The 26,252-nt window shown below is 45.4% G+C and carries 20 protein-coding genes and 1 riboswitch; of the genes, 3 read left to right on the top strand and 17 right to left on the bottom strand.

Annotated elements, in window-relative coordinates; translation table 11 throughout:
- Position 1: 1 nt before the first annotated feature.
- From NSS82_RS12225 to NSS82_RS12155, 15 genes are all read right to left on the bottom strand, one after another.
- Positions 2–2,080 (bottom strand): heparinase II/III domain-containing protein, encoded by a 2,079-nt coding sequence (locus NSS82_RS12225; RefSeq protein ID WP_076272644.1) that lies wholly within the window; start codon positions 2,078–2,080, stop codon positions 2–4.
- The gene (locus tag NSS82_RS12220) at positions 2,077–2,838 is read right to left on the bottom strand and encodes an SDR family NAD(P)-dependent oxidoreductase (RefSeq protein WP_076272645.1); all 762 of its coding nucleotides are present in this window, start codon (positions 2,836–2,838) and stop codon (positions 2,077–2,079) included. The genes NSS82_RS12225 and NSS82_RS12220 overlap by 4 nt, the downstream gene beginning before the upstream one ends.
- Before the next feature lie 47 nt (positions 2,839–2,885).
- The gene (locus tag NSS82_RS12215) at positions 2,886–4,682 is read right to left on the bottom strand and encodes a sensor histidine kinase (protein ID WP_076104619.1); all 1,797 of its coding nucleotides are present in this window, start codon (positions 4,680–4,682) and stop codon (positions 2,886–2,888) included.
- A complete protein-coding gene (locus tag NSS82_RS12210) occupies positions 4,682–5,713 on the bottom strand; it encodes a response regulator transcription factor (protein WP_076272646.1) in 1,032 nt (343 codons plus the stop codon). Before NSS82_RS12210 ends, NSS82_RS12215 begins: the two co-directional genes overlap by 1 nt.
- A gap of 64 nt (positions 5,714–5,777) precedes the next feature.
- A complete protein-coding gene (locus NSS82_RS12205) occupies positions 5,778–6,662 on the bottom strand; it encodes a carbohydrate ABC transporter permease (RefSeq protein ID WP_094902792.1) in 885 nt (294 codons plus the stop codon).
- 21 nt (positions 6,663–6,683) lie between these two features.
- Positions 6,684–7,640 (bottom strand): ABC transporter permease, encoded by a 957-nt coding sequence (locus tag NSS82_RS12200; RefSeq protein ID WP_036689353.1) that lies wholly within the window; start codon positions 7,638–7,640, stop codon positions 6,684–6,686.
- Positions 7,630–7,836, bottom strand: a complete 207-nt coding sequence (locus NSS82_RS12195) for a tautomerase family protein (protein ID WP_051491612.1) — start codon at positions 7,834–7,836, stop codon at positions 7,630–7,632. Before NSS82_RS12195 ends, NSS82_RS12200 begins: the two co-directional genes overlap by 11 nt.
- A gap of 103 nt (positions 7,837–7,939) precedes the next feature.
- Positions 7,940–12,193 (bottom strand): alpha/beta hydrolase fold domain-containing protein, encoded by a 4,254-nt coding sequence (locus NSS82_RS12190; RefSeq protein ID WP_076272647.1) that lies wholly within the window; start codon positions 12,191–12,193, stop codon positions 7,940–7,942.
- A 74-nt stretch (positions 12,194–12,267) separates the two neighbouring features.
- Positions 12,268–13,821: an extracellular solute-binding protein gene (locus NSS82_RS12185; RefSeq protein ID WP_076100870.1), complete on the bottom strand. Its 1,554-nt coding sequence runs from the start codon at positions 13,819–13,821 to the stop codon at positions 12,268–12,270.
- 16 nt (positions 13,822–13,837) lie between these two features.
- Complete coding sequence (locus NSS82_RS12180; RefSeq protein WP_076272648.1) at positions 13,838–14,902, bottom strand: SGNH/GDSL hydrolase family protein; 1,065 nt, start codon at positions 14,900–14,902, stop codon at positions 13,838–13,840.
- Positions 14,903–15,115: 213 nt separating this feature from the next.
- Complete coding sequence (locus tag NSS82_RS12175; protein WP_176462630.1) at positions 15,116–16,477, bottom strand: extracellular solute-binding protein; 1,362 nt, start codon at positions 16,475–16,477, stop codon at positions 15,116–15,118.
- Between the two features lie 216 nt (positions 16,478–16,693).
- Positions 16,694–17,404 carry a Crp/Fnr family transcriptional regulator gene (locus NSS82_RS12170; protein WP_076272649.1) on the bottom strand — a complete coding sequence of 237 codons (711 nt, stop codon included), beginning with the start codon at positions 17,402–17,404 and terminating at the stop codon, positions 16,694–16,696.
- Positions 17,405–17,452: 48 nt separating this feature from the next.
- Entirely contained in the window at positions 17,453–17,635 is a 183-nt protein-coding gene (rd, locus tag NSS82_RS12165) for a rubredoxin (protein WP_038569857.1), read from the bottom strand.
- Between the two features lie 28 nt (positions 17,636–17,663).
- Positions 17,664–18,878 (bottom strand): NAD(P)/FAD-dependent oxidoreductase, encoded by a 1,215-nt coding sequence (locus NSS82_RS12160; RefSeq protein WP_076272650.1) that lies wholly within the window; start codon positions 18,876–18,878, stop codon positions 17,664–17,666.
- Between the two features lie 15 nt (positions 18,879–18,893).
- Positions 18,894–20,132: an FprA family A-type flavoprotein gene (locus tag NSS82_RS12155; protein WP_076272651.1), complete on the bottom strand. Its 1,239-nt coding sequence runs from the start codon at positions 20,130–20,132 to the stop codon at positions 18,894–18,896.
- A gap of 270 nt (positions 20,133–20,402) precedes the next feature.
- Here NSS82_RS12155 and NSS82_RS12150 point away from each other — a divergent pair, with 270 nt between their 5' ends.
- Complete coding sequence (locus tag NSS82_RS12150; RefSeq protein ID WP_051491609.1) at positions 20,403–21,419, top strand: CapA family protein; 1,017 nt, start codon at positions 20,403–20,405, stop codon at positions 21,417–21,419.
- Between the two features lie 77 nt (positions 21,420–21,496).
- Here NSS82_RS12150 and NSS82_RS12145 read toward each other — a convergent pair whose 3' ends face one another.
- Together NSS82_RS12145 and NSS82_RS12140 are read right to left on the bottom strand one after the other, a co-directional pair.
- Positions 21,497–22,660 (bottom strand): NADH-dependent flavin oxidoreductase, encoded by a 1,164-nt coding sequence (locus NSS82_RS12145; RefSeq protein WP_244886460.1) that lies wholly within the window; start codon positions 22,658–22,660, stop codon positions 21,497–21,499.
- Positions 22,661–22,772: 112 nt separating this feature from the next.
- On the bottom strand, positions 22,773–23,621 hold the full coding sequence (locus NSS82_RS12140) for a DUF6612 family protein (protein ID WP_036689342.1): 849 nt from the start codon (positions 23,619–23,621) through the stop codon (positions 22,773–22,775).
- Between the two features lie 117 nt (positions 23,622–23,738).
- Positions 23,739–23,830: riboswitch (cyclic di-GMP riboswitch) on the bottom strand.
- Between the two features lie 204 nt (positions 23,831–24,034).
- Here NSS82_RS12140 and NSS82_RS12135 point away from each other — a divergent pair.
- Positions 24,035–24,553 (top strand): RNA polymerase sigma factor, encoded by a 519-nt coding sequence (locus NSS82_RS12135; RefSeq protein WP_076204779.1) that lies wholly within the window; start codon positions 24,035–24,037, stop codon positions 24,551–24,553.
- Positions 24,537–26,150 (top strand): DUF4179 domain-containing protein, encoded by a 1,614-nt coding sequence (locus NSS82_RS12130; RefSeq protein ID WP_076272652.1) that lies wholly within the window; start codon positions 24,537–24,539, stop codon positions 26,148–26,150. The genes NSS82_RS12135 and NSS82_RS12130 overlap by 17 nt, the downstream gene beginning before the upstream one ends.
- Positions 26,151–26,252: the final 102 nt, after the last annotated feature.

Here is a 26,252-nt window from a genome sequence, read left to right as displayed (position 1 = left end):
TCTACTCCTCCGTATTCCGGGACTTTTCCTGAATCAGTCCCGCTTTAGGGTCAAGGCAATAGACCACTACTTGCCCAGTTGTTGCTATTTGGATTCGGGGCGGTTCGCCCACCTGACTCACTAGCTTCAGTACAGCAGGTTCGTGAACGTCCCGATAAACCGTAATAAAATTAACCGACGGTCCTTTGTGCCGAAGCATAATACCTCGTAGCAATCTACTCGGGTCTTCGGCATTACCCGGTGTGCGGATTTCATACATAGTGGAGCCGGGCGCCAGTAGAGTACTCGTGGATACTTCATACTCCCGGCCGGTGCTCACTCCATCATAACGGATATTCCACTCCGTATTTAACGGACAATCCGTCTCATTTTTCATTGCGGACAGTACTTCTACTGAGCCATAACCTGCTTCCAGACCAAGGACTGCCGGAGAGTCCGTCTGGACACGGTGAAGGTCGAACGGTAACAGCAAATGTCCCGTCGGATGAAACCATAAGTCCACTTCCTGATCCCGCTCCGTCACCTGCTCAACATGAAACCAATCCAGCAGCCAACCGCCGGCCAATACAAGATGCCGGTCTAGAACAGCTCCTTCATAGGCGCCGTCTGAGCGAATCCATAAGTACGTAGCATTGCCTTCCTGACGGAATTGACAGCACCTTCCGGTATGTGGAGCTTGGGAGCGCCCTCCGATGGTAACCGTGTTATGGCTCGCGGTTTCGGAATACCATTCCTTCCGCAAAACAGATCCATAAGGAACCATGCCCAGCTCGGGAGCAACCTCCCCCCATCGGTGCATAATCGTGATATGAAGCTTATCAAAATGCCCATGTGATCCGCCATGCTCTCCGAAATCCGCCAGAACGGACAACGGATTGCCCGGGTGGCGGAGCACGGCGAATCCGGAATCCGGCAGTAGAACAGAGTCTCTCACCCTGTAACTGGTCTGAAGCTCCTTACTCTCACCTGCTCCATACAGCACTGCCTCCAGACCGGTCCTTAATTCCTGTCCATATAGATACCTATAAGCATTCGCCAGTATTGGCTGGAGACTCGGGTCTTTGTAAACCGCAATACCTATTTCAAATACTTCAGCAATTTCTCGGGCGAAAGGAACGCGCGCATAAGGACCATCATGCACGGCTGGAAGCTCCCCGTTATCGCCGCTAAGCTCTACCAGCAACTGAAACATGCCACGGATGGATTGTCCCTGATCTCCTTTGGTAGCATAGAGGTCAACCCCAAAGCGCCCGGACATCTCGGCTGCTATGAGATAAGCCCGCAATACAAAAATGTGGTAGTACGTGCTGCCTTCAAATTCAAAGCCATCTGGCTTCACGCCAATGGACAGATGATGATAGAATCCGCCTTCTCCCTCCAGCAAAGAAGCAAGCTTTTCTCTGGTGCCTTTGGCGGCATATACACAAGCCAGGCTAGCGTTCAGCCATGCGGTATAATTGTTCTCTGCATTCTTCTTCTCGTAAATGAGGATGTGGCGGTATTGCTCCATGCTCTCCTCCAGCATCGTGAAGAATGTTTGAAGCCTCAACTCTTCTTCCTCAGTGAACGTTACTCCATAGTCCACAAGAAGCAGATAGGCCCGAATAAGCGTGGTGGACCAGATAGCCTCTGTCAGCGCCTGATGAAAGGCACGGCCACTAAGCATCCAGGGTTGGGCATCGGGATGAACCGGATACAAGGGGAACTGCTCTGCATAACCGACAAGAATCTTCCGGGCTAAGCTGCTATAGAATTCTTCTCCGTCTGCGGCGAATACCGCGGCAGCTTGCAGGGCGTATCGCGCCATCGCCTGATGCCGGTATACCAGCCATGCTCCCCGGTAGGGTTCACCTTCCAGCTTGCAGCCCTTCGGGCAAGAAAAAACAAACGCATCTTGCTCCATAACATCGAAGATTAGCTCAGTATGATGCTGGGGACATACATATTGGTGCCACCAGCCACCAGGCTCTGACGGGAGCAGAATCTCTTCTCTCCGGAAGGGATCCAGCTCCATTTTCAATTTATCCACCTCAAGACCAACCCAGGAAAAAGTATCTGCTTTCTCCTTAAGGTTCATCATCGCATGAACAAGCCTCCGTTAATTTCAATAATTTCACCTGTCAGATAATCCGACAGCTCTGAAGCGAGGAAGAGTGTCACATTGCTCACATCCTGTGGAGCACCTTCCCGGCCCAGCGGAATCTTCGCAATGGTTGCCTGTCTTGCCGCATCCGCAGTAAAGGTAGCATGGAAAGCGGTCTGACCGATAAAACCGGGAGAGATAGCGTTTACATTAATCCCGTGAAGACTCAGCTCTTTGGCAAGTCCCTTGGTATAAGACCATACCGCAGCTTTGCCCGCTGCATAAATGGAAGCCCCCGGTCCGCCGCCGTCATGGGCCGCAAGGGAAGATACATTGATGATTTTACCGCTTTTCTTGGCAATCATTCCTGCTGCTACGGCTTTGCAGGCAAACACGCATGATTTAAAATTGACGTCCATCACCTTGTTGTAATGCTCTTCGTTCATTTCAGTATTTGGAACCCTATTGATCATACCGCCTGCATTGTTGACGAGAATATCGATGGTTCCGCCGAAATGCTCCTCTATTTCCTTTACCATATTGTCCAATTGGGCAGGACTTGTTGCGTCTGCCTGAAAAGCATGAGCTTCTCCTCCGGCCTGACGGATCGCGTCAACCGTCTCCTCCGCAGAACCAAACAAATAGTTTACCGCCACTTTGGCGCCGGAAGCAGCCAAAGTCTCCAAGATTTGTCGGCCTATCCCTGCATTGGACCCTGTAACAAGCGCAATTTTACCAGTCAAATCAATTTTCATTGCATATTTCCTCCTAGTAGTAGTTTTTTCTGAAAACATCTATCTTCTCACTCCGCAGGCATAGATAAGATCAGCCGGGTTCCCTCATTCTCCACGCTTTCGACACTTAACCCGTATTGTTCACCGAACACCATTTGAATTCTCCGGTGCACGTTCATGAGCCCGATTCCACCTCTATGATAGAGGGAATCTCCTTCCGTATCCGCCAGCTGATTCAGATTCAGCTTCTCACGAAGCTTATCAAGCCGTTCGCGGGACATCCCTGCGCCGTTATCCTCTACAAGAACTAGAAAACGGTCTCCCTCTATTCTGGCGTCGATTCGAATATAGTGCTTGTCTTCAATTCCCTCGGGAAACGCATGCTGAAAAATATTTTCGATCAAGGGCTGAAGTGTCAGCCTGACCATCTTAGCCAGTAGCAGCGTCGGCGGAATCACTACGTCAATTTCGAACTCTCTGCCGATCCGGTGCTTGAGAATCGTCATGTAGCTCAGTACATGATTAAGCTCATTGGCAATCGTAATTTCCTCCAGATTAGTTTGGATGGAGTAGCGAAGCATGAATGCCATGGCCTCCACTATTTCTGTGATTTCATCCGAATCCTGAACGACCGCGTAACATTTGATAGTCTCTAATGTGTTATATAGATAGTGCGGATTAATCTGCAGCTGGAGTGCCTGGAATTCAGCTTGATGACGCTCCAGAGCCTCCTTCTGGGTGGTAAGCTCCGCTTCATATACCCGCTCAATCATTTCGGACAGCCGGGTCACCATGAGGTTGTAGCTGCGCATCAGTCCCCCCAGCTCATCCTGACGGCCGTTCATCTCAAGCCTGCGCCACTTGCCTTTTTCCGTCTCCCTCATGCCCTCCTTAAGAATCAGGATGGGCTTCGTGATGGATCGTCCGAACCAGGTTGCAAGGAGCAGTGTGCCTACAAGCGTGAGAACTCCCACCACCAGCGTGGTCGTACGAATGGTAGAAATAGGCTTGCGCAGCTCACCAACGGGTATGGATACTACAAGCTGCCATTTGGAATATTCGGATTTTCTCGACACGAACAAATACTCTTTCCCGTCTACTTTTTCCACCACAGAGTCATTTGGGTGTTGAAATACGTTCTGAATGTGCTCAGCAGATAACCCAGGGTGGTTATTATTCCCTTCCGCCCGATAGAGGAGTTTGCCGAATTCGTCCATGATAAAGTAGGACCCGCCCTGTCCCAGATCAAGAGGTTCCCATATGCGGGCCAGATCCTCTGCCTTAAATTCAATGGCCACTATACCTTTAGGACGATAGGAAGAGACACCTCTGATTCGTCGGACCATCGTAATAATGTTCTTATCCCCTTCATTCATCACATTCGTGTTGAGAATGGTGATGCGGCCGCTCTCCGGGGTATGTTCGCTTAAGAAACGGTAGCGTTCCTGAGGATGAAACTGCAGGCTATGCGCCTGATAGGAGTTATCATCGCTAATGGCCTTGCCGTGTTCACCGATGATGTACATCAGATTAATCTGAGGATACAGAATAAACAAAGAACGAAACAAATACTTCTGAATGTCATTCGTATATTGATAGTAAGAGAAGCTATCCTCCGGGTCCATATCCAGGAACTCCTTGACTTGATTGTAGGACAGGATGGAATCGCTAGCCTTTTCATAATTTTGCAAATACAGATCCGTTTGATAAGACGCACTTCTGATAACTTGGGCAATGGACTTCTCTGAAGACTTATCCAGCTCAGCCGAAGCCTGAAAATAGGAGATAAATCCAACCATGGACAAGGATAGAAGAATGACGGTGAGAAAGGAGGCGAACAGCTTGTTCGACAGACTCTTTCTCATCAATCGATCCCCAGCTGGTTGCGATACTCGGAAGGAGCCAGCCCGGTGAACTTTTTGAACGTTTTCGTAAAATGAGGATGGTCTGCATACCCGACCTCATAGGAAATATCGGTGATCCGATAGCTTGCATCGGCAAGCAATCTTTTGGCCTTCTCCATCCTGCGTTTTATGCGGTAATGTACAAAGGTCTCTCCCGTTGAGTGCTTAAACATCTGGCTGAAATAAGAGGCATTTAGCCCAAGCACTTCCGCCACTTCTTCCAGTGATACTTCCTGAGCGAGATGCTTTTCTATAAATGCTTTAGCTTCCTCTATCGGATCCTTCGCTTTACCCTTGCGCTTTCTACGAAGCTCTTCCAATATTGCTGCTGACGCTTCTGCGAAACAGCGGAATAACTGCTCAGGTCCAGCTGCTGCGGACAAGTCTAACACGCTTTTACCGGGTGTAACTGAATTGACAAGCAGCTTCTTCACGAGCAAAGCGTAGCCCTCTCCCAGAAGCTCTTTTTGCTGACTTCGGCTCATCTTACGCTGGAGGAAGTCAGTTTCCCATTCCTTCAGTACAAGGTACAGCCTTTCTTTATCCAAGGTCCAGATGGCATCATCCATACGCACGACCCATTCATCGAGCTTAGCGACAGAGACAAAACTCTCTAACTTCTCTCTATGCGCTTCCAGTTTGGCGATCACATTTTGAAGGTTCCCTTTGCTCACGGGTTTCAGGAGATATTCTTTCACTCCATAGGACACACATTGGCGGGCGTATTCAAAATCCCCATAACCCGAGATGACAACAGTCTGAATATCCGTCTCCATCTCCGACAGCCGCCGGCACAGCTCCAGTCCGTCTACCTTGGGCATACGGATATCTGTAAAAAGAAAATCCGGCTGCTCCTCCATAAGAAGCTGGATGGCCTCTTCGCCATTCTGGGCCAGCTTAATGTTATACGGATGCTCGCCGCATTGCTGGATCATGATAGAAAGTCCCTTTCGAATCATGGGCTCGTCGTCTACGATTAATACACATCTCATCCATGGATACCACCTTCCGATTCGTCTCGCTTAACGCGTTCCTATTCTACCACACTATGATAGATCAGGATTTGACGGATCCGACCATCATTCCTTTAACGAAATGGCGTTGAAGAAACGGGTAAATCATGATAATCGGAATAGTAGCGACAATGATAACAGCCATTTTAATGCCCTCAGGTGAGGTGTGGGCCAAAGAGCTATACACTGAGGAAGCCGGATCAATGCTGATATCGTCCGTCTCGAAGAGCTTCTTCAACATCACCTGCAGAGGCCATAAAGACGGCTTGTTGATATAATACAGAGCGCTCATGTACGTATTCCAGTGCCCGACGGCGTAGAAAATCCCCAATGAGGCCATTACCGGTTTGGACAACGGCAGTACCATGTTGACAATGATCCGCAGCTCGCCACACCCATCGATTCTAGAGGAATCTATCAGCTCCTGAGGCAGCTGCATGAAGAAGCTTCTCATCACGAAAAAGTTAAAAGCGCTGATGGCGCCCGGAATCATAAGTGCCCATAAGGAGTTCATAAGCCCCAAATTTTTTATCAGGATAAAATTTGGAATAAGAGGGGCGCTGAATACCATAGTGAACAATACCATCATGACGATGTATTTACGTCCTAGGAATTCCGGCCGCGACACCGGATAAGCGAGAGACGCTGTCGCAATCAGATTAATTGCGGTGCCCAGTACCGTAATATAGACGGAGACACCGAACGCCCGCCAAATGGAATGATCGCTGAAAACGTACTGATAATTGATCGCGGTAAATTCCTTTGGCAGCAAACCTACCCTGCCATTAATAATTGCTTCAGAGCTGCTAAAGGACTGGGCAATCACATTCAGAAACGGCAGAAACATAGCCAAAGCGAGAGCGGTCAGAAACAAAAGATTGAACACATTAAATAGATTCTGGCCGCGAGTATAGCGTACTCTCATCATCCCTACCTCCATAAAGAGCGATTAATACAGCGATTCACCGGTTGTTTTTTTGCTCAAAATGTTGCCGATGAGCACCAGAATGAGTCCAACTACCGACTTGAATAGCCCCACTGCTGTTGTATAGCTGTATTGCTGAGACAGCAGCCCCGCCTTATAGATATAAGTGTCCAGAATCTCCCCGTTCCCGGTATTAAGCGCGTTCAGGAATACCCATACCCGCTCGAAGCCAAGATCAAGAAATCTCCCGATATGGAGAAGGAACAAAATCATAATCGTCGGTATCAGAGACGGCAGTGTAATGGCTAAGGTTTGTTTCCAGCGCCCGGCTCCGTCTACTTCAGCAGCCTCATAAAGATCTGGGTTTATTCCTGCCAACGCGGCCAGATAAATGATCGTACCGTACCCGGAATCCCTCCAGATACCGGAACTGATCAAAATCGTGCGAATGTATGAATTTTCACCAAGAAAATAAATTGGTTCAAAGCCGAAGGCTTGTAAAACCTGATTCACAATCCCTGTTCCTGGGGAGAGGATACCCAAGGCGATACCGCTGACAATTACCCAAGACAGGAAATGGGGCATATAAACCACCGTTTGCAAAAACCGTTTGTAAAACACAAGCCGAATTTCATTCAGCAGAAGTGCAAGCAATATTGGAGCCGGAAAGGCGAATATAAGATCATACAAGCCTAGAAGAATTGTATTGCTCAAGATTCTTCCGAAATCCTGGTATTGAAACATCGTCCTAAAGTGCTCAAGTCCCACCCATTCACTGCCTGTAAAGCCTTTAAAAATGTTGTAGTTTTGAAATGCAATAACTGAACCAGCCAACGGCAAGTACTTGAAAATGATGAAATACAAGATCCCGGGAATCGCAATCACATAGAGTGCTCTGAATTTCCACATGTTTAAAAGCAAGGATCTTTTCGTGTCGGCTTTGTAGTTAATAAGGTCAACCCCAGTTAACTTAGCTTTCATAACCGTTTCCTATAGATCCTGTTTTCAGCAGGTTCGCCGGAGCATTCTCATCCAGGGGAATTTCTTGAAATTCGACGGTAATAAATCGTTCATCCCGTTCAATAATTCGGGATAACTCCCGCGTGAATACGGTGACTATCTCCTCCTTCTGCTCACTTGTTCGGCCTTCGTACATCCTAATCTCAATATGTGGCATCGGCCTTCCTCCATTTCCTTGAATAGTGAATGAATCTAACCTCATTCTACCTACAATAAAGCGCTTGCAATATGGAGTTTCTATGAGTGAGCTTGTGTTTTCTTTAGGGTATATTCGGTAACGGCCAACCCTCTACTCCCACATGATCATTTTTGAAATAATTGCGACTTATACTGTCAATAAGATTCCCCTGCAGGATGATCCCTTTTCCAGCAAGAAGTCGAATGCCGTTCGTATTACCAATCAGCGAATTTCCGATCAATTGAACGTCCTGCGGGTCGCCCGCTCCGATATCATTTGCTTTGCTGTCGCCGGGATCATGCTCAAGGGATACAGCCCAATAATTCGACGCAGTATTGTTGCGAATGATATTCTCCTTAATGATTGTACCTGGCCCGTTCAAAATCTGAATGCCTTTGGCGTCCTCTATATGAGTTGTATTTTCAATCACATTTCGCTCGATGACTGTATCCGGAGTGCCCATAGTTACATTGATTCCTTCTCTTGTATTACGAATCGTATTGTCATGGATATAGTTGCGCGGTCCTGACTTACTGTGATTGCTGGGTGCTGTACCCCCGGTGTTTCCCAGCCCGATCGCCGCGCCGTAGGGAATGTCACTAATCACATTGCCGTATATCTCGTTCAAATATTCGAGTTCTCCATGCAGATCGATGGCATCCAGCTTTGTATTCATAAACTGATTGTTTCGCAGAACATTGTTATGGGCAACAAATTGGATCAGCGCCCCATGCCGCAAATAAGGGCCTTCGAAATGGGAGTCCTCCACAACATTCCAAACCGTGTCGTTCTCATACCCGTTGCGGTCCTGTTTGGCCATGCCCTGAATCGACACACCATAGCCAGCACCGCCCGGCCCTACATCTGTCGCATTTCGGAACGTGCTGCGGCGTACGACAATATCACGGCTGTTGTCGATACGCACACCCATACGTGAATACTTCTCTACAGTAACCCCATCAACCGTGATGTTGTATGACGGAACCTCACCAAAATTTGCAATGGTAATCATGCTGTCGGGACCACCTGCGTCCGGGTTGTTCACTTTATGATCCGTCGTGTAGACACCGTTCCAGGTAGAAGTCAATGTGAGGTTGGATATGGACAGATCATGCTGTCCGGATACTTTCATCAAGGTGCTGTTTTTTACCTTATTGAGAGATGTCTTGAGGATGGTTGTTGATTGATCCTCACCGCGAAGGTTTACACCTGACTTGAGCTTCAAATTGACAAGGGTATCCAATGTTGAGTTCAAATTATAAACCCCAGACGGCAAATAGACCTCATCGCCGGGCTCAGCACTGTTTATGGCAGCTTGAATAGCAATACCGTCATCTGTGTCGTTATCGGCGAGATCAGCATTATAGTCCAGCACATTCAAGAGGCGCCCAGTGGTAGTAGGTGAGGAATGAACCGGATGCACCGTACCATCAGGTTCAGTTAATCCGGGAGCTGTGAATGGGATCGGTTCCCGGGGTGGATTAGGCGTGTAATTCGGAATGCTGGCTACAGGTGTATCTCCATTTGCGAACGGCGCATAGATGTTTACCTCCGATAAACTTGTAAACGCGCTGCCATCAGAATTTCCAAGACCTACGATGCGCACATATCTTGCTTCTGTGTCAGGAAGATCGAAAGGTTGCATCTCTATCGTCCTGAACATACTTGCACCAGTCCATATCGTAGTCCAAGCCAAACCGTCATTTGAAGTTTCGATACTCAATTGAGCCGTGCGCGTATCACCTTTATAAACGGCAATACCTAAATAACTGATCTGCTTCTCTTCGCCTAAATCGTATTGGATCCACGGGCTTTTACCTGCAGCGGACCAACGGGTGAACAAGTTATTATCGATGGTATTCGTTGCGATATTGCCATCGCTGTCGCTGGCTGTCACGTTTGCAATCGCATAAGGAATGATGGGTTCTGTAAGCGTTGACCGGGTAAAAGCAAGCGGTACGGATGTATTGCCCGACTGATCCACCGCTTCAACCTTAAAGCTGTACGCCGTGCTAGGGCTAAGCCCAACGGCTGTATACGTTGCATCGGTAACATTGGATAACAGGGTGTTATCCCGGTATACGCGATAGGAGGCGATACCTTGATTATCGCTGGCGGCCGGCCATGAAAGTTGAATGAACTCTGTACCTATATTGACAGCCTTCAGAGAACTTCCATCCGGCCAGGAAGGTTTCTCAAGGTCACTTGAAGGTTCAACCGCTTCTTGAACAACAAGCTGTGGACGGGGGTTGCTGTTGCCATTAGCTTCTTTCGAATAGACATTGAGGGAAATTCCAGTGCTTGCCGTATCACCAAGCAGAAAAGCGATATTACCGCCCGATGCGGACAATCTGTCTCTGACAAACTCGGACACATCGATGCTGTAAACCTGTGGAGCTCCTGATTTGTCTGCCGTTACGGTAAATTTCCCACTTAACGAAGCAATGGTCAGATCCGTGACAGGCGCATTGCTCCAAGTCAGCTCCGATTCAGTCCAATTTGTATCCTTTAGGCCGAATAACGAAAGTTCGAGGTCCGCATTGGATGAACCCTTTTTGGCAGCAACATTAAAAATATACCTGTTTGCAGGATTGCTATATGAAGAGACATCAAATTTAAAATACACATATTTCTTGTTCTCGGCGCCAGAAGAAATACTGAACAATCCATTGCTGCTGCCCGTCGCGCTATTGAAGTTTACAGTGGGCTTGCTGCTGTCGATGACTGCATCGTCGCTCGGTGTCAGACTGGCTAGATCGCGGTATACAACCTCATCATCAGATGTTGTTGCCGTTCGATTCTTTACATATTGATCCATAAAAGCCCAAGCCTCGGCGCTTGCTTGCTCAGCCGCTTCGCCTATAAAACCGTGACCTTGTTTCGGTACAATTTTGACATCGACCACTTTCACGCCTGCATCCTTCAATTGACTGGAGAACGTAATACTGTCCGTGTATGGGATCGTTGCATCCACATCCCCATGGCGGATGAAAAAAGGCGGATCGTCCGGTGACGCATAAGTGCCAGGCATGGCCAACCTTGCCTGGTCTGGCACAGAGAACGCGTCGTTCCCGCCTAAAAGCGCTTTCACAGATTTATAGCTATTAGCGAAATTTGTTGTAAAATCCGCTGGACCGTACAGATCGACAACGGCTTGCACTTGATCAGAATATTGCTGCCAACCGCCATTCCCCTCCAAATCCGGAACGTTTACGGTATGTCCAGTATCCAATGTGATTGTCTCGCCTGACTTGATGTCCCCAGTGGTACCGAGCAGTGAGGCCAGATGCCCCCCTGACGACGAACCCCATACACCGATCCGACTCGGGTCCAAATGGTATTCTGCCGAATGCGCGCGCAAGTAACGGATAGCAAGCTTCACATCCTGAATTTGCGCCGGGAATGGCGCTTCCGGGGTTAGGCGGTAATCCAGCGATACTCCGATATATCCTCGCTTGGTTACATAGTTGCAGATACTGGCAAGGGCTTGCTTCCGGTCCCCATGGTTCCAACCTCCGCCATGAATGTATACCATCACTGGCATCGGTGCATGAGGCGGGATCTTAGGTACGGCAATCGAAGTATAAATCGGCCGCGTTCCAGCGTTCCCAATCAGCACATCTTCATACAGCTTAACGCCTTCAGGAACCACAAACGGCTTAGGTTCAACCGGTGTAGGGATTGGCACCGGTGTCTCTGCGGGTGGTATTCCAGGAATCGCTTGAGCTTTGAGGGCGACACTATCGATGTACATATTCGCGCTCATCAATTCCCCCACACGGACCCGGATCTTGACGTTCGGGTTGTTGTCAGCTCCGCTGCCCAAGTTTTGGACTTTGAGTTGGTTCGGCTCACTGTTCTTTTGTTCCAGCGTCCCTGGGGGCAGCTTAAATTCCTCCAACGTTGTCCAATTTATCCCTCCGTCACCTGACCATTCTACGATGACGCATCCTCCGATGTAGGAGGATGCCCGTGTATAATAACTCAATTGAAGATTGCGGTACCCCGTCGAATTCACTGGCAGCGCCAATGCATCCTTGCCATCGATTTTCACCAGATTCGGTACGGACGGGGCCGTGGACGAAACCGAAGTTTTCGCCATGCTGTTTCCTTCACCTTCCTGCAGCCAAGGCCCCGGAATGGTAACGCCACCGATCGATCCAAAATTGTCAGGGTCATCGAAGTTTTCCTCGTAGAGCGTAACATAGTCATCGTTTATTCCGTCTGCATAAACTTTGGTAAGCGCTTGCATTTCCAAAGGCGAGTATAACAAAGCCAACGCCAACAGTACTCTAATGCCCACTCGAAAAGCTTTCCTATATAGTCCGTTTCTCAAATGAATTCCTCCCTGACATGGTATAGGTAATCACAAGCATTATGGAGTTCAAACCTCTTTTGAGATGCAGCTTATTAATGTCGGGACAAAATTACACCGTCGTTATTGTTATAACGTTCTGTTGCTTCCTTGACGACGTCACTTCCCCCTTTCTGCAGCCATTCCTCCACCACCTTCGGATAGTCTGAGATCGGCTTTTTGCCGTATACCATATTGATCACATGCGTCAATATAACAGGCGGCAATTTATCTCCACCTGGAGTGATGTCCGGGTTTTTCTGATAGCCTTTTACTTGCGGTTCAAATTGAATCCCGTCGCGTCCCTCATTCGCAAGTACTGTGTCGTAGAGCTTCATCAAATCTTTTCCTTCGGGTGTGAGACTAAGCGCGCCTTTATTGTAGGTAGTATCCTGTACGAACCACAGCAGGATTTGACGGAACGTTTCCTCATCAGCTTCATCGGCTGTTTTCGGTCTGTTATAGTTAATATTTCCGTTCTCTACAGTGTAGTTTTCCCCTTCAATTCCGAAGGTAAAAAACTTTTCCGCTTCGTCACTAACCATCCAGTTGAAAAACTTGATGATCCCGGCAGGATCTTTCGCATCCTTGTTAATTAAATACGCTCGCGGCACCGTACCGACAAGACGAAGTCCCCCCTTACCGTCAGGTCCTGTGGGCGAGGCGATCAGCTTCATTTTACCAGTAGGCACCTGTTCTCTTAGCTGCTGATCCCATTGGATCAACAGGTTGGCATTCATGTTCCAGATACCCGCCTTGCCTGCAAGAATATCGTTCTTGAATTTCGTGGGATTAATTGTGACGAACTCTTTGTTTATCAGTCCTTCGTCGAACATTGTCTTGTACGTTTGGATCGTCTTTTGCATATTTTCGATATTCATAAATTTCGGGACAATTTGATCCCCTTGTTTCATAAAGAAATTGGCAAAGGTATCGTAAGATCCGAAGAACATATCCGAATATACAAAGTCCTCCCGGCCCATATAAGGATTCTCCACACCCATCTTCTTAAAAGCACGCATGACATTCAGGAAGTCATCGACTGTTTTAGGCTCTGGCAGCCCTGTTTGTTCCAAAAGATCCGCACGAATCCAAGTTGCCCGGCGTGACGGATTGGACAGCCATTCCGGAATCGCGTAGATATTACCTTTCGCATCGGTCTCCTTGTCCCATGCCTCCTTCGGAACTTTCTTGAGAAGATCTTGCCCATACTGCTCAAGCAATTCATTAAGTGGCATGAATACTCCAGCCTCCACGGAACCTGCCAACTGAGGGTTCGTCAGCCCAGAGCTTGCTTGCACGACATCCGGAATGTCGTTGATCGCGAACATTTGGATCATTTGGGAATCAAAATTTTTCTGCTGCATCAAACGGATGTTAAGATCTGTATTTGTAAGTTCCTCCAGCTTTTTGACCCATTTGTCATCATTGATATTCGGATGATTGTCTGCATACGAAATGTTTCCGCTCCGGAACGATATGGAGATAGCAGTGGTTTTTTCTGGACTCTCCCCCGCTTGCTCTTCTCCCCCCTTATTAGAAGAGGAACATCCATTCATAGAGGCGGCTAATAATGAAACTCCCACCATGGTAAGCATCCAACGCTTCATTTCCATCAACTCCCTATTACAAAATTTGGGACACGGCACTAGAATGACTAGAAGTTCGGAGGGGCTCGATCATGGGCCGCAACAGTTTTGCTAAATGCTCGCTCATTAGCGTGTGTCCATAATCGGAAGGATGAATCAGATCGGAGGTCAGCGAGGTAAGATCGCGCATGACTGATGCGCCATCCAGCAGATGTAGTTGTGGATGTTTATTGCTCTCACAGTAACGAAGCAGCACTTCGTTAAAAATCCCCTCTTGGACATGAAGAAGATGGCCTGCATCAAGAAAATACGTTGCACGATTCGGATAAATCGTAGTAACAAACACAGGTTTGTCAGGATGATTTTCGATAACCCGGTCCAGCATGTAAGACACTCTACGCTTGAATTCCTCGGGAGACACTACAGCACGCATATTGACACCAAGTTCCAGAAACAGAAAATCCCAATCCTCACGTTCAGCCAGATGATCGGCAACTACGTCCTCGCAATAACAAGATCCGCTAAGCGCAAGATTTAGCACATCCACACCAAGTCTGCGCGCTGTCTGCTGTAAGTAACCATTGAAATGATGCGTGGATCCCGCGCTCTGGCTGATGGAAGATCCATAGGCGAGCATCGTAAGCTTCGGTACCTCATCCGGTCTAGGCGTACGTACTTCACAACCAAAAGCATCCACATCGTAGAAAACAGCTCCGAAACGATCAAAATGCAAACGCCATACGTTAGAGGAAAATCCAGACTGATTCAGCCGCTTACTTGATACCTCTGTAAAACGTTCCGGCTCCTCCAAGTGCAGAGTGGTTACCGTACCCGCCTGCAAAAAATGCTGAGAATGAAAAAAATCCCCTCTGCATACCACAACTCGGCCGTTACTATCATTCGATCCGACAGTGACCCTAACATGCTTGGATTCGGTGACAAACCGCAATTCGCAGCCGTTCGATTGTATAGCTTTGGTTCTTCCTTTCTCTGACAAGCCATTGCGCACATGCTGTGGAAAACGCTGGAGATGCAATCCAGATTGATAGGGTTTATGAACCAGCTCCGAAACATTGTGAAAATAAACGCCTTCCTTTTCCATCTTTGCAGCTACACCACCTTAATAATAATGAGTTCGTGTTAACTCATATCTGACTTCTATTGCATCATATAATAATAATAAAAGTATAGTCAACATGTTTTTATGAGTCATATATGAGTCAATTATTGTGCGACAAACAAATACTTTAACATAACAAAAAGCACAGGTTCAGAATTGAACCTGTGCCGGAATTTTCAAAAAAACTTTCAGCCCTCAAGAGTGCTGAGTCTCCTGATTTACCGTATTCAATATCTCCTCAAGCCTGCGGCATAACTCGTCGTTGTCCAGTAGGCCTGATACAAACATCATGATATCGCGTTGGATCTCTTTCAACTGGCGGTTGCTTAAACCCAGCTCCGTGACCAGACGATAGGTAGGGAAGATCTCACGGTAAAGCTGAAACCGGGCCGGACGATACCCCACTTCCTCGCCTTCCCAATCCATCACCAAACGGTTGGCTGCAATATTCAGTGTCTTGCGCCTAATGATCAGTTGCGCCTCGTGTGAGGTGAGAAAATCAACGAGTAGCATGGATGCATCCTTGTTCTGTGATTTGCTGTTAACCGCCAGTCCATTTATAATCAGCAGCGTATCAGCATTTTGCAGCCGAGGCAATGGAGCAATATCGAATGCCAAATCGGATTGACGCAATTGATTCAAGAAATAATAGGTCGTCATTATCATGGACACTTTGCCTTGCAAGAACAAGGCTTCCGCATCCGCATCGCTCTCGGACAATACGGCTGGAAATACATCCTTCATGCCTATCAGCTTTCGGATGGTTCCTAAACTGTCGAGTAGCTTTGAGCCACTGAACCGGTATTTGCCTTCGTCATCCTGTTCTGCCGCAAACGTTGTGCCGCTTTGAAGCAGGAACAACGGCCACCGGTTACGAGAAGGCAAATAAAAATAAAAACCGTACCAGTCATGACCTTCTGCTACCTTTCGACCATTAGCGAACAAATCGTCCCAGGTCCAGCTACTGTCGGGTGGTGATACGCCGGCTTCCTTAAAGTGCTGTTTATTATAACAAAGCACAACTGGAGAATAAATGAAGGGGCGAACGCGATTACGGTCACCGTACCGGAACGGGTCGGAAAGAAAACGATACGTGTCCGGCTGTTCCTCCATCGGCTCCAGCAGCTCTGTACAGCCTTGCTCCAAAAAATCCTGGTAATTGTTATTATTCATCAGTACGACATCCATGATTTCCGATTGCAAATATTCTTTCAAAGATGTTGAGTAGTTTCCTGAAGACAACTCGAGCGGCTGAACGTCGATATGCGGATAGCGTTTGCCGAACTCATTCAGTAACTCTTGCATCTCTACAAGCTTGGGGATGGTGTTCACATATCCGAACTTGATCGTCGTTCTGCCTTCCTCTACCGGAGGGATGACCCGATTGCCAACACGCGGAATTTTCTCAATTAAGCCTTCATCCACCAGCACCTTGAGCCCGTTGCGCACAGAAGCGTTACTAAGTCCGAAACGCACCTCTAAGTCGCTTTCTGAAGGAAGATAACTGCCGATCGCTATACTTCCCGAACGAATTTCATGTCGCAAGGTTTGAATCATTTCCTCTAGCCTAATCCTGAAAAATTTTCTGCTATTCCTTTTCTGCATTGGGTTTCCTCGCCATCTTCCGATTAATCGAGCCCATAGGGACAAGTTTATATAGTATTCATCATACTGAAATCCTTTGGGAACGACAAGTATTCGGAGTCTGGCCCCATATAGCGTATGTTCTGCACCAACGGTGTCATACAGGACAGTCAATACACCGTAATCCTCTTAATACCCCATATAACTCTCCAAACCGGCTGGATCTATAATGATCATTTGCTTGTTTCCGATTAGCTCAATAAGACCTGAATCTTCGAACCTTGAGAATTTTCTGCTAATAGTTTCGCGGGTGACCCCAACATAACTGGCCAGCTCTTCACGAGACAACGGAAGGTCAATATGAATATGAGCGCCACGCTGCTTACCATATTTGTCGCTGAGTTCCATGATCATATAAGCAATTCGTATTTCGGGATCTTTGGTCGCCAGGCTTTGCGCCAGATTTTCCGTATGGGCTAGTCTTTTGGTCACACTCTTCAGTAGCCTGAGCGAAATATCCGGATTATCCCTCATCAGCTGCTCCATATCCGTTCGGGTCAGCATGCAAATGTTAGTGTCTTTCAGAGCATAAGCACTGAAGTTACTCAGCTCATCGCTGTTAAAAATGCTCAGTTCCCCGAAAAAGTCTCCATTCGTCAAGATGTGCAAAATTTGTTCCTTGCCCTCAGGAGTTGTTTTAGATAATTTAACATGCCCTCGCTGAATAATGTACAGCGTATCTGACGGCGCCCCTTCCAGAATTAAAGGTTGACCTTTAGTAAACTTACGATGCTTGATCATAGCGCTGATCCGGGAGAGATCCTCATCGCTTAACGCAGCAAAAATAGGCACCTTGCGGGTACAAGGTTCAGCAGCGTATCGGCAAGAATACTCCTTCATAACTGTCCCCCCTGTTGTTCATTTTTTTTGTACAACTTTTACTTTCCTTTAGGATACAAAAGTTTTTTTGTCTTCAACCGCTGCAAAATGACTGGTATCTTCACCGCATACCGGACAGACCCAATCTTCAGGCAAGTCTTCAAATGCGGTGCCTGCAACAACATCCTCATCGGGATCGCCTAATGCCGGATCATAGATATAACCACAGGGTAGACAAATGTATTTTTTCATCTTTATCATCTCCTAAAAAGTTAATAGTTTAGTTCAACCTGGTTTGTACTTCAGCCATAATCTCCTCGATACTGCTCCCGTTAACATCGATCCCCTCAAGGGGGATGCCTTGCTCTACAGCGGTTTTATACCCCAGTGAAGCAGCTGCTCCTTGCCAGGATATCGCACCAATCATTGTGTTATCTTTCACATAGATTCGCGTATACGCCCCATTTTCTTCTCCGCTTACCACCGTATCGCAATACCGTTCATCCACGTTGCCTATCGAAAATAAAGAGATGCCAAAGGCGTTAAATAAGGTAACCGGAACAGCTCTACGATACGCAGTCAGATTGGCAACCATATTACTGCCGGCAATCCGGCCCTGCTCAATCGCTCCGCCCCACAGTCCTTCCACATGCCCGTTAACTTCAGCCACATCTCCGGCTGCGTACACATGTGGATCATTTGTTTGCATTTGTTCATTTACGATAATGCCCTGCCGGACTTGAATACTCGAGCCACTTACCAGTTCCGTATTCGGTACAATACCAATGGAGTAGACCACATGGTCACAGGAAAAATGAGATTGGTCGTCCAGCGTAATTCCGGTAACAAACTCTGTTCCTGTAATAGACGCCACATCTGCTTGAAGAATAACCTTCACACCTGCTTGTTCAAGGTTCTCCTTAAGTAGCTGTGAGGATTTCTCATCAAGCTGTCTGCCCATCAACCGGTGAAAAGCTTCGATCACCGTTACCTGATATCCAGCTACATGCAGCGCCCAAGCGGTTTCGATTCCCTGCACTCCACCACCGATTACGGCTACATGGCTGCCATCCTGCAGGTTTTCTTTCAATCTGTCCGCGTCGTTCATGTCCCGGAGGGTATGGACATTGTTCAGGCCGGAGCCCTCAAGGGAAAGTTCACGATTCTTCGCTCCCATACACAGTAAAAGCTTATGATAAGAAACACTCTGCCCATCTTCTGTCACAACAATTTGCCGGTCCGGGTGGACAGAACGGATTCGGGTCGAGGTTTTTACGGATATACGGTTATCGCGGTACCACTTTTCCTTTTTAATCAGCACCTTCTCACTGTGCAGGTCGGTAAACAGCCCTTTAGTCAGCTTAATCCGGTTATAGGGCAGTTGGCTTTCCTCCCCGAGGATCGAAATTTCCGAATCTGCGTCTTGATCACGGATGGCTTTGGCGGCATGGACGGCGGCTACTCCGCCGCCAACAATAACGTAATGTTTTGTCATCCTATGCTCCCCTCCCTAAAATGAACTCAGCAGCAAATCCGATACAAATTCAGCCGCATTTTTAATTTTTTGAACTTTCTCAGGCTCTTTCGGGGAAAACCTGATTCGTACAGGGAACTCTACATGTGTCATCCCCGTGGATTTAATAACCTCAGATGTGCTTTGCACCATCATGTTTGTTCCATTCAGATAATCCTGAATGACTTCAATGGCTTCACCACTCCAACCGTAGGAGCCAAAGGCTGCAGCAAGTTTGCCTTCCAGATTCATATTGTGCAATTCTTTCAGAATGTTCTCCAGATTCCCAATCATGTCCGCGTATTTAGTGGAGCTGCCAATAAAGACCGCGTCAGCTGACGTTATGCTGTTCAGAATATCGGTGGCACTGCTTTTATCTGCATCCCAGACCTCTGTCTCAATATTATTTTCCTGCAAGCAATCCTGTATAATTTTGGCCATCTTCTTGGTACTGTTTTTGATGGTGGTATAAACGATGGTTGCCTTTTTTCCTTGCGTCGTTTCGCGGCTCAATGTGGCGTACATCCCGATATATTTACGTATGTCCTCCCGGATCACAAACCCATGGGAAGGAGCGATCATCCGGATCTCAAGATCCTTAACAGCCTCTAACAGTGTTCTTACATATCTTCTATGAGGATGTATAATAGCTGCGTAATAGCCCTGGAAATCTTCCGTAATATCAAACCCGGCTTCATCGCTGAATAGATTCTCCACCGCAACATGCGTGCTGAAAATATCACAAGGAAATAAGATTTGATCTTCGATACAATAGGTTATCATCGTTTCGGCGGTATGGAGATACGGTGTTTCTTTAAACAGCAGCGTTTTCCCGCCAATATCCAGCTTGTCTCCATCTTTAACCACCAGGAAGTTCCGGCTATGAAGCTTGTACATTTCCTGCAATTCTGGAACAGCAATCTCGGTGCATACGATCGTGGCATTTGCAGCCTTGGCAGCGAGAGCTGCCAGTCCACCAGAGTGATCAGGCTCTGTATGATTAATTACAATGTAATGAATATCTAGAAGATCAATCATTTCACCCAGGCACTCGGCATATTCACGTCCGAATTCCATATCTACGGTATCAATGACAGTTGGCTTACCTGTTTTTAATAAATAAGAATTATAGGTAGTTCCTTTTGCCAGAATCAGGCGGTGAAATGGAACCTGGCGGTTATCGATTTTGCCTATCCAGTAAGTATCCTCGGCGATTTTTTTGAATTGTGTACTCATTTCTTTAACCTCCAATGTTTGATTGATAATGTTTATCAACAACCTTATTTTATTATGGTTGCCAAACAAAAAAGAGGATTTGAATCAAATTATAAAAGTTTGAAAAAAAATGAATACCTTAAATTTAGACGATCTAAATAAAGTGATTATGCGTTGGGTCACATTTTAAATAAAAAGCCACAAAAATGTTTGCACTTCGCCTTAAAGAAAGAATAACCCCTAACAACTTTATGCCATATCCTAATGAAAATAATAAAAAGGTGGATATCCATGACTGAAATACAAATAGCTGCTGTGGGAGATCTAATGGTCAAACGTTATATTATTTCGGATGCTAAACAGCCTGACGGAACCTATTCGTTCAGCCCCCTGTTTGCAAAAGTAGCTCCTTATCTAAAACAGGCTGATTTGACAATTGGCAATCTCGAAACTACCTTTGCTGGAAGTGGCCCCGAATGCCGGAAAAGCCCACGTTCAGGCGGTCCGATATTCAAATGTCCAGACGAACTGGCCCCTGCACTTAAGCAAGCCGGATTCGACGTATTAGTAACGGCCAACAATCATTGCATGGATTATGGTGCCCCGGGTCTGGTTCGGACGTTACGAGTTCTAGACCGTAATGGAATCGACCACACGGGAACAGCTAAATCATTAGAAGAATCCAAGAGAACGCTTATTAAAAACGTCAAAGGAATTACGATCGGCATCCTCTCCTACACAGCAGGAACCAACCGAATTCCTGTACCAGTGAGTAAGCCATGGCTGGTTAACCGGATATCTACGCCCAAAATCATTCGGGAGATTCGAGATTTAAAAAAGAAAGTCGATCTAGTCTTGCTTTATCTGCATTTCGGAAGCGAATACCGTTACACTCCAAACAAGAGGCAAAAAGAGCTGGTCAATCTCTTCTTTAAAAATGGCGCCGACATCATACTGGGGTCTCACCCACATGTTCTACAACCGTTAGCGCTTCGTGGAAAAAAACAATTCGTTATTTACTCATTGGGGAATTTTGTTTCGACTAAACTAATGAATATTCCTTATACACAAAGCGGTATCATTCTTACGCTTAAAATAAAGAAGGATGAAAAAGGACACACGAGTATAACTAACGTAGGTTACATCCCGACTTGTGTAGATCGAAGAATAAAAAGCGGCAGGAAAATTACAGAGATCATCCCCATCCGCGACGCATTAAAGAAAAGCGACACCGACATAAAAACAGAACGGCGAAATCTCATGAATCGAATGTTGAAACATACGACAACAATCTTAAAGAGGGAATAGAGTCGTTACAGAAAAATAACGTTCCGCGGAATTACCGCGGAACGTTATAGATTTAGCGCTCAAAACCGTGTTTGGGTTTAGCGTAAACGATCAGGCATCATTAATTTAAGGAATTCTAGAATACCATTCTCTACTACGAGTTCTTCTCTATCTTGATCAGCAAGTACTCTTCTGATGATATCTTCATTACCCTCCAGCACTTTACTTGTCCAATGAGGATCAATGATAAGAGAACGTCCTACTGCTACTAATTCAGCATTTGTCAACGTGTCCTCTGCGTCCTGTTTGGTACGGATATCTCCGACCCCAATTAAAGGTACACGGCCATTGATTTTCTCATGTACATATTGCAGGATTGATTTTTCTTTAAAATCTTCTGATGCAGATACTTTTTTAAAATCCCCTAATGAAATATGCAGATAATCCAGCTTTTTATCAGCTAATTTATCAATAAGATAAAAGGTGTCTGTGATTTTAATGCCAGGCTCTTCATATTCTTCTGGAGAAAAACGATAACCGACAATAAAATCCTTAACCTTTGAATTGTCAACGACAGCAATAACTGCATCCACTAATTGGTTAATGAAATTAAATCTTTTCTCTAAGCTTCCGCCCCATTGATCTTCACGACGGTTGGAGTGTGGAGAGAAGAATTGTTGGACTAAATATGTGTTTGCTCCATGAATTTCTACCCCATCAAATCCAGCTTGAATAGCACGTTGAGTCGCTTTTTTAAAATCCTCAATTACACCGAAAATTTCATCTTCTGTTAATGCTCTTGGAATTTCTGCATTCAGACGTTCGGCAGCAATGGCGCTGGAGGAAACGGGTTGTACGCCACGCAATATTTTTGAATCTGTCATTCTTCCTGCATGGAAAAGCTGTAAAATAGCTTTTGTTCCATTTCGTTTAATAGTAGATGCTAATCGGCTAAGGCTAGGAATAAATTGATCGGAGGAAACACTAAGTTCACCTTCCCATCCTTTTCCACCCTCCTGTACATTTGCTGCCGCAGTGATGACCGCACCTACTTCGCCCGTTCTTAGCGAATAGTATTTCAATTCATCTTGTGTTACTACACCGTCATAAAAGCTCATTCGGGTGGTCATTGGAGCCATAACCACTCGGTTTTTTAATGTCAGTCCTCTGCGAAAAGTTAATGCTGTGTCTAGTGCTATCATCTTTTTCCCAACTTTCATTAAATTATATTTAGATAGAATATTATATACATGCGCATACATATAAATTACAGCAATGATTTATTCTTGTCAACTAATAAAGAACTGCTGTTGAATACAACAAAAAGCGCTGTTCAGCGGAACAGCGCTTTTTGCTCGATATGAATCGTCCTTATTATTCTAGTTCGGCCGGTTTTACAATGGCTGTACCTTTATTATTCTTGGAATATTTAGCTTCGATTTTCGTGGTGTATGTATCTTTGGCTCCGTCACTTACCAGCACATAACTCAGATCGACTGTCAGCTTTTCCGTTTGCCAGGTCTTAGTATTGACGAATAATTTCCACGTTACGCTTTTGGGTTGAACTGTCTCACCATCCCAGAGGTTCTCCTGGTCATAGAGTTTGATTATCCCCTTAGCTGCTGTCGGATCGGTTACCGTGAATTGTAAGACCGTTTGTGCGCCAGCCGTGCTGACTTTCATGGATTTTTTATAACTTTTGACCGAATCAAGCATGGAAACAGGATCGTATTGGCCTTTAGAGTAAAAGGCATCCCATTCCGTTTTCTCCAGTCCAAGCCAATACTGTGCATCAGGATCGATCGGCTCCCCGTCATCGTCGTAACCTTCATCTTCAGATTCATCGATCAGTTCACTTCCGTCTACAAGATAGTAAAACTCCTTGTCATTGGCATATAGACTGTACGATGTTTCTAAAAGACTACTAGCGACAGTGCCTGCTGCGGCAAAATTCGGCAGACGGTTGATATCCAGCTTCAGAGTGTTGGTGTTGCTGATACGCACCCCGCCGCTTTGAATATCCTGTTTTTTGGTCACATCCAGATGGAAATTCTTTATTGCTTTGGAGGCTGCCGTTACTTTGCTGATCATCTGATCCGCGGTTACTACTGTTGAGGTAGCTGCAGACACTACTCCTGGATTAGACATCCATCCGATCGTTCCGGACAGCAATAAAGCACCTACTGCCAAACTAGTACCTATTGTTTTGAAAAAACTGTTCATGTACTTCCCCTTTCGGCCCCTTGCGATAATGTAACGCCGTATAGGTCGAAATAATAAAAGAGCTCAAAATAGACTACATATTCTTAGAGCAATCCTTTATGCTTCATAAGACATCCCTATGGCGGCCTGGCGATCATTTCCTTCTGTCGAAAGGCTTTAGACCCATGGCTTTGTGTCATCATCTTTCGATGATTTTACCTTTAACGCGGACATTCAATTAGTTTTAATTAGATTATGGACGCATGTCCCACCGCTAATTTTATCATGGTTATAATTACCTGTAAACGACTTATCTTCCATTCGAATTCGCTATGATACTCAGAAGAAATACTACAATCAAAATGAAAATTGAACGATTACATACGCTTATAAGTCTTATTAATGAGAACAGCAAAGACAGGGGGTGCAGCAAAATGAGTGACCGGGAAATTTTTGAGCTCTATAAAGAACAAGTATATTATTTTTGTTACTACTTAATGAAAAATCAGGCAGATGCGGAGGATATTTCCCAAGAGGTATTTGTAAAAGTTATCTTAGCGGATAAGTCGAAGGTAAGAAACTTGAAATCTTGGATTTTACGAATTGCTTCAAATGAGTGCAACAGTGTGATCAAAAGGCGTAAGACGGGGTGGATGAAAGAAGTACGTAATTATTTACTATCCAGGTCTGAGGAATCAAACCCTGTAGAAAAACGTTTGGATCGACAAGAAACTAAAAAAGAATTACAAGGGTTATACAGTCAGCTTCCCGACAAAATCAGAATGGTAGTAGTCCTTCGTTTTATCAACGAATTGACTGTACCCGAGATCTCTAAAGTTATGAGCATACCCGAAGGAACTGTAAAATCCAGACTGAACAAGGGACTTAAAATACTAAATAGAATGGGTGGAACCCAACTAAAGGAGCTGAATAGTAATGAGTCTCTATCTTGAAAAAGATAAACATATTCTCCGACCGGATTATGATTTGATGTGGACTGCCATAGAACAAGAAGCATATAAACGTCAAAGAAATCTGTATGCCTCCCAGAATACTCCTAGGTCTAATAAAAAGGTTGTTCCTATCAGTATTGTCTTCTCTTGCCTCTTACTTGTAGCCATTCCTGTATTCGCTAGTATGACGATTAATTGGGATAAAATTGGTGGTCGAAGTGTGAGCAATGCATTAAATAACGGCATCGGTCAACAGTATAATCTTCAAACTTCCAGTTCAGGAGTAACAATGAATTTGAACGGTGTTGTAACTGATGGAGAAAAAATGAAAATGCTGTTATCACTTGATACTAACTCTGATCTATCCCAATATACTGGATTTGCTACAGAGGAAAACCTCATGACTAGTGAATCCGGTGCCAAGGCAAAGGTATACGGTTATTTAGAATACGATCCTGAAAGCCAGAAACTCATTGGAGTATATGAGACACCTGATACATTAAAGGATGATAAAAAGGACTACAGGTTTGAAGCTCGGAATCTCATTTTTTACCGTGATCGGAATATTCCCTTACAATCTAATCATAAAGCAGGGGAAACTATCGATACTGGAGTTAAGCAATATCCAAGCATTCAAATCGAATCCGTTCGACATGTTTCCAATCAAACCATTATCCGTTACAAAGTCGCTGCATCACCATCTGACTTAGGACGGGGTAACCCCCATTTGGTAGTTAGTACTGGTGGTCAAGAGAATGAAGCAATTCCAACCATCATGCCTAACGAAGGATCGGATTTATTTATTGAACAGGTTTTCAATATAACTGAATCAGATTGGAAGGAAGCTAGTCTTCATTTTAGTTACATTGAAGAAGCGAAACGATTTTCAGGTACGTGGAAGTTCGATTTTAAAGCAGATGGACAAAAAGCAAGTGAGGCGATTTACACTAAGAAACTGTATAACAATCCTGAATTTCAAGAAAAGACCGGTATAACCTTAGATCAGCTAGTCGTTACCCCTTTGGATATCCAAATTCTAATAGATGAAAATGATTCTCTTAAAAAAGGAATTGTCCACTATAATACCGCTCAGTTGGTTATAGGTGATCAAACAATCACTGGGGGTTGGAATTTGAAGGGAGATCATTCCGAAAGCTACCAGCATTTATTTCAATTCGAATCTCCGGAATGGTATAACGACTGGTCCGATGTTCCAATGAAACTTATATTAAAGGATGCTGTCATTGAGAAACGTGATACTACTAAGAATTGGATCTCTATAAACAAACCTAAAGAAGAAAAGCAGTTCACTTCACTTGATGTCGATGGGTTAAAAATTGAATTCACTTACTATACTGAGGGGGAAAATTTGATTGTCGAATCAACATCCAAATCTTCTGGCTTCAAAAGCGTTAACCAAACTACGTTACGGATTAATGGCAAAGAAGTTGTGCCAGAAATTACACCTAAGGGCATGATATCTACAGGAACTAATATTGATAACTACAAAGATATCCCTTTCGACGAAAAAATCGAACTGAACCCTGGTATCTATAAATATAGCGATCCTAGCCGGAACGAGGAAATTAAACTTTAATACAGGAAGTTAATCTAAGGGCGGATTATTTTTAATAGAATCAATTCTGTTTATGTATCTCTTTTATTTCCTTCACAACAAAAAAAGCATAGAACGGACTCA

Origin of the sequence: Paenibacillus sp. FSL H7-0735, assembly GCF_038008505.1 — a bacterium.
GTDB classification, from domain to species: Bacteria; Bacillota; Bacilli; order Paenibacillales; family Paenibacillaceae; genus Paenibacillus_AQ; species Paenibacillus_AQ odorifer.
This window is presented reverse-complemented; position numbering and strand designations above follow the sequence as displayed.

What these genes read in the sequence shown, in the direction of transcription:
- NSS82_RS12215 (WP_076104619.1), bottom strand. Translation starts at nt 4,682, where the DNA reads ATGAGAAAGAGTCTGTCGAACAAGCTGTTCGCCTCCTTTCTCACCGTC.
- NSS82_RS12220 (WP_076272645.1), bottom strand. Translation starts at nt 2,838, where the DNA reads ATGAAAATTGATTTGACTGGTAAAATTGCGCTTGTTACAGGGTCCAAT.
- NSS82_RS12175 (WP_176462630.1), bottom strand. Translation starts at nt 16,477, where the DNA reads ATGATTCAAACCTTGCGACATGAAATTCGTTCGGGAAGTATAGCGATC.
- NSS82_RS12180 (WP_076272648.1), bottom strand. Translation starts at nt 14,902, where the DNA reads ATGGAAAAGGAAGGCGTTTATTTTCACAATGTTTCGGAGCTGGTTCAT.
- NSS82_RS12225 (WP_076272644.1), bottom strand. Translation starts at nt 2,080, where the DNA reads ATGATGAACCTTAAGGAGAAAGCAGATACTTTTTCCTGGGTTGGTCTT.
- NSS82_RS12150 (WP_051491609.1), top strand. Translation starts at nt 20,403, where the DNA reads ATGACTGAAATACAAATAGCTGCTGTGGGAGATCTAATGGTCAAACGT.
- NSS82_RS12185 (WP_076100870.1), bottom strand. Translation starts at nt 13,821, where the DNA reads ATGAAGCGTTGGATGCTTACCATGGTGGGAGTTTCATTATTAGCCGCC.
- NSS82_RS12140 (WP_036689342.1), bottom strand. Translation starts at nt 23,621, where the DNA reads ATGAACAGTTTTTTCAAAACAATAGGTACTAGTTTGGCAGTAGGTGCT.
- NSS82_RS12170 (WP_076272649.1), bottom strand. Translation starts at nt 17,404, where the DNA reads ATGAAGGAGTATTCTTGCCGATACGCTGCTGAACCTTGTACCCGCAAG.
- rd (WP_038569857.1), bottom strand. Translation starts at nt 17,635, where the DNA reads ATGAAAAAATACATTTGTCTACCCTGTGGTTATATCTATGATCCGGCA.
- NSS82_RS12130 (WP_076272652.1), top strand. Translation starts at nt 24,537, where the DNA reads ATGAGTCTCTATCTTGAAAAAGATAAACATATTCTCCGACCGGATTAT.
- NSS82_RS12160 (WP_076272650.1), bottom strand. Translation starts at nt 18,878, where the DNA reads ATGACAAAACATTACGTTATTGTTGGCGGCGGAGTAGCCGCCGTCCAT.
- NSS82_RS12155 (WP_076272651.1), bottom strand. Translation starts at nt 20,132, where the DNA reads ATGAGTACACAATTCAAAAAAATCGCCGAGGATACTTACTGGATAGGC.
- NSS82_RS12210 (WP_076272646.1), bottom strand. Translation starts at nt 5,713, where the DNA reads ATGAGATGTGTATTAATCGTAGACGACGAGCCCATGATTCGAAAGGGA.
- NSS82_RS12145 (WP_244886460.1), bottom strand. Translation starts at nt 22,660, where the DNA reads ATGTATGCGCATGTATATAATATTCTATCTAAATATAATTTAATGAAA.
- NSS82_RS12200 (WP_036689353.1), bottom strand. Translation starts at nt 7,640, where the DNA reads ATGAAAGCTAAGTTAACTGGGGTTGACCTTATTAACTACAAAGCCGAC.
- NSS82_RS12135 (WP_076204779.1), top strand. Translation starts at nt 24,035, where the DNA reads ATGAGTGACCGGGAAATTTTTGAGCTCTATAAAGAACAAGTATATTAT.
- NSS82_RS12195 (WP_051491612.1), bottom strand. Translation starts at nt 7,836, where the DNA reads ATGCCACATATTGAGATTAGGATGTACGAAGGCCGAACAAGTGAGCAG.
- NSS82_RS12205 (WP_094902792.1), bottom strand. Translation starts at nt 6,662, where the DNA reads ATGATGAGAGTACGCTATACTCGCGGCCAGAATCTATTTAATGTGTTC.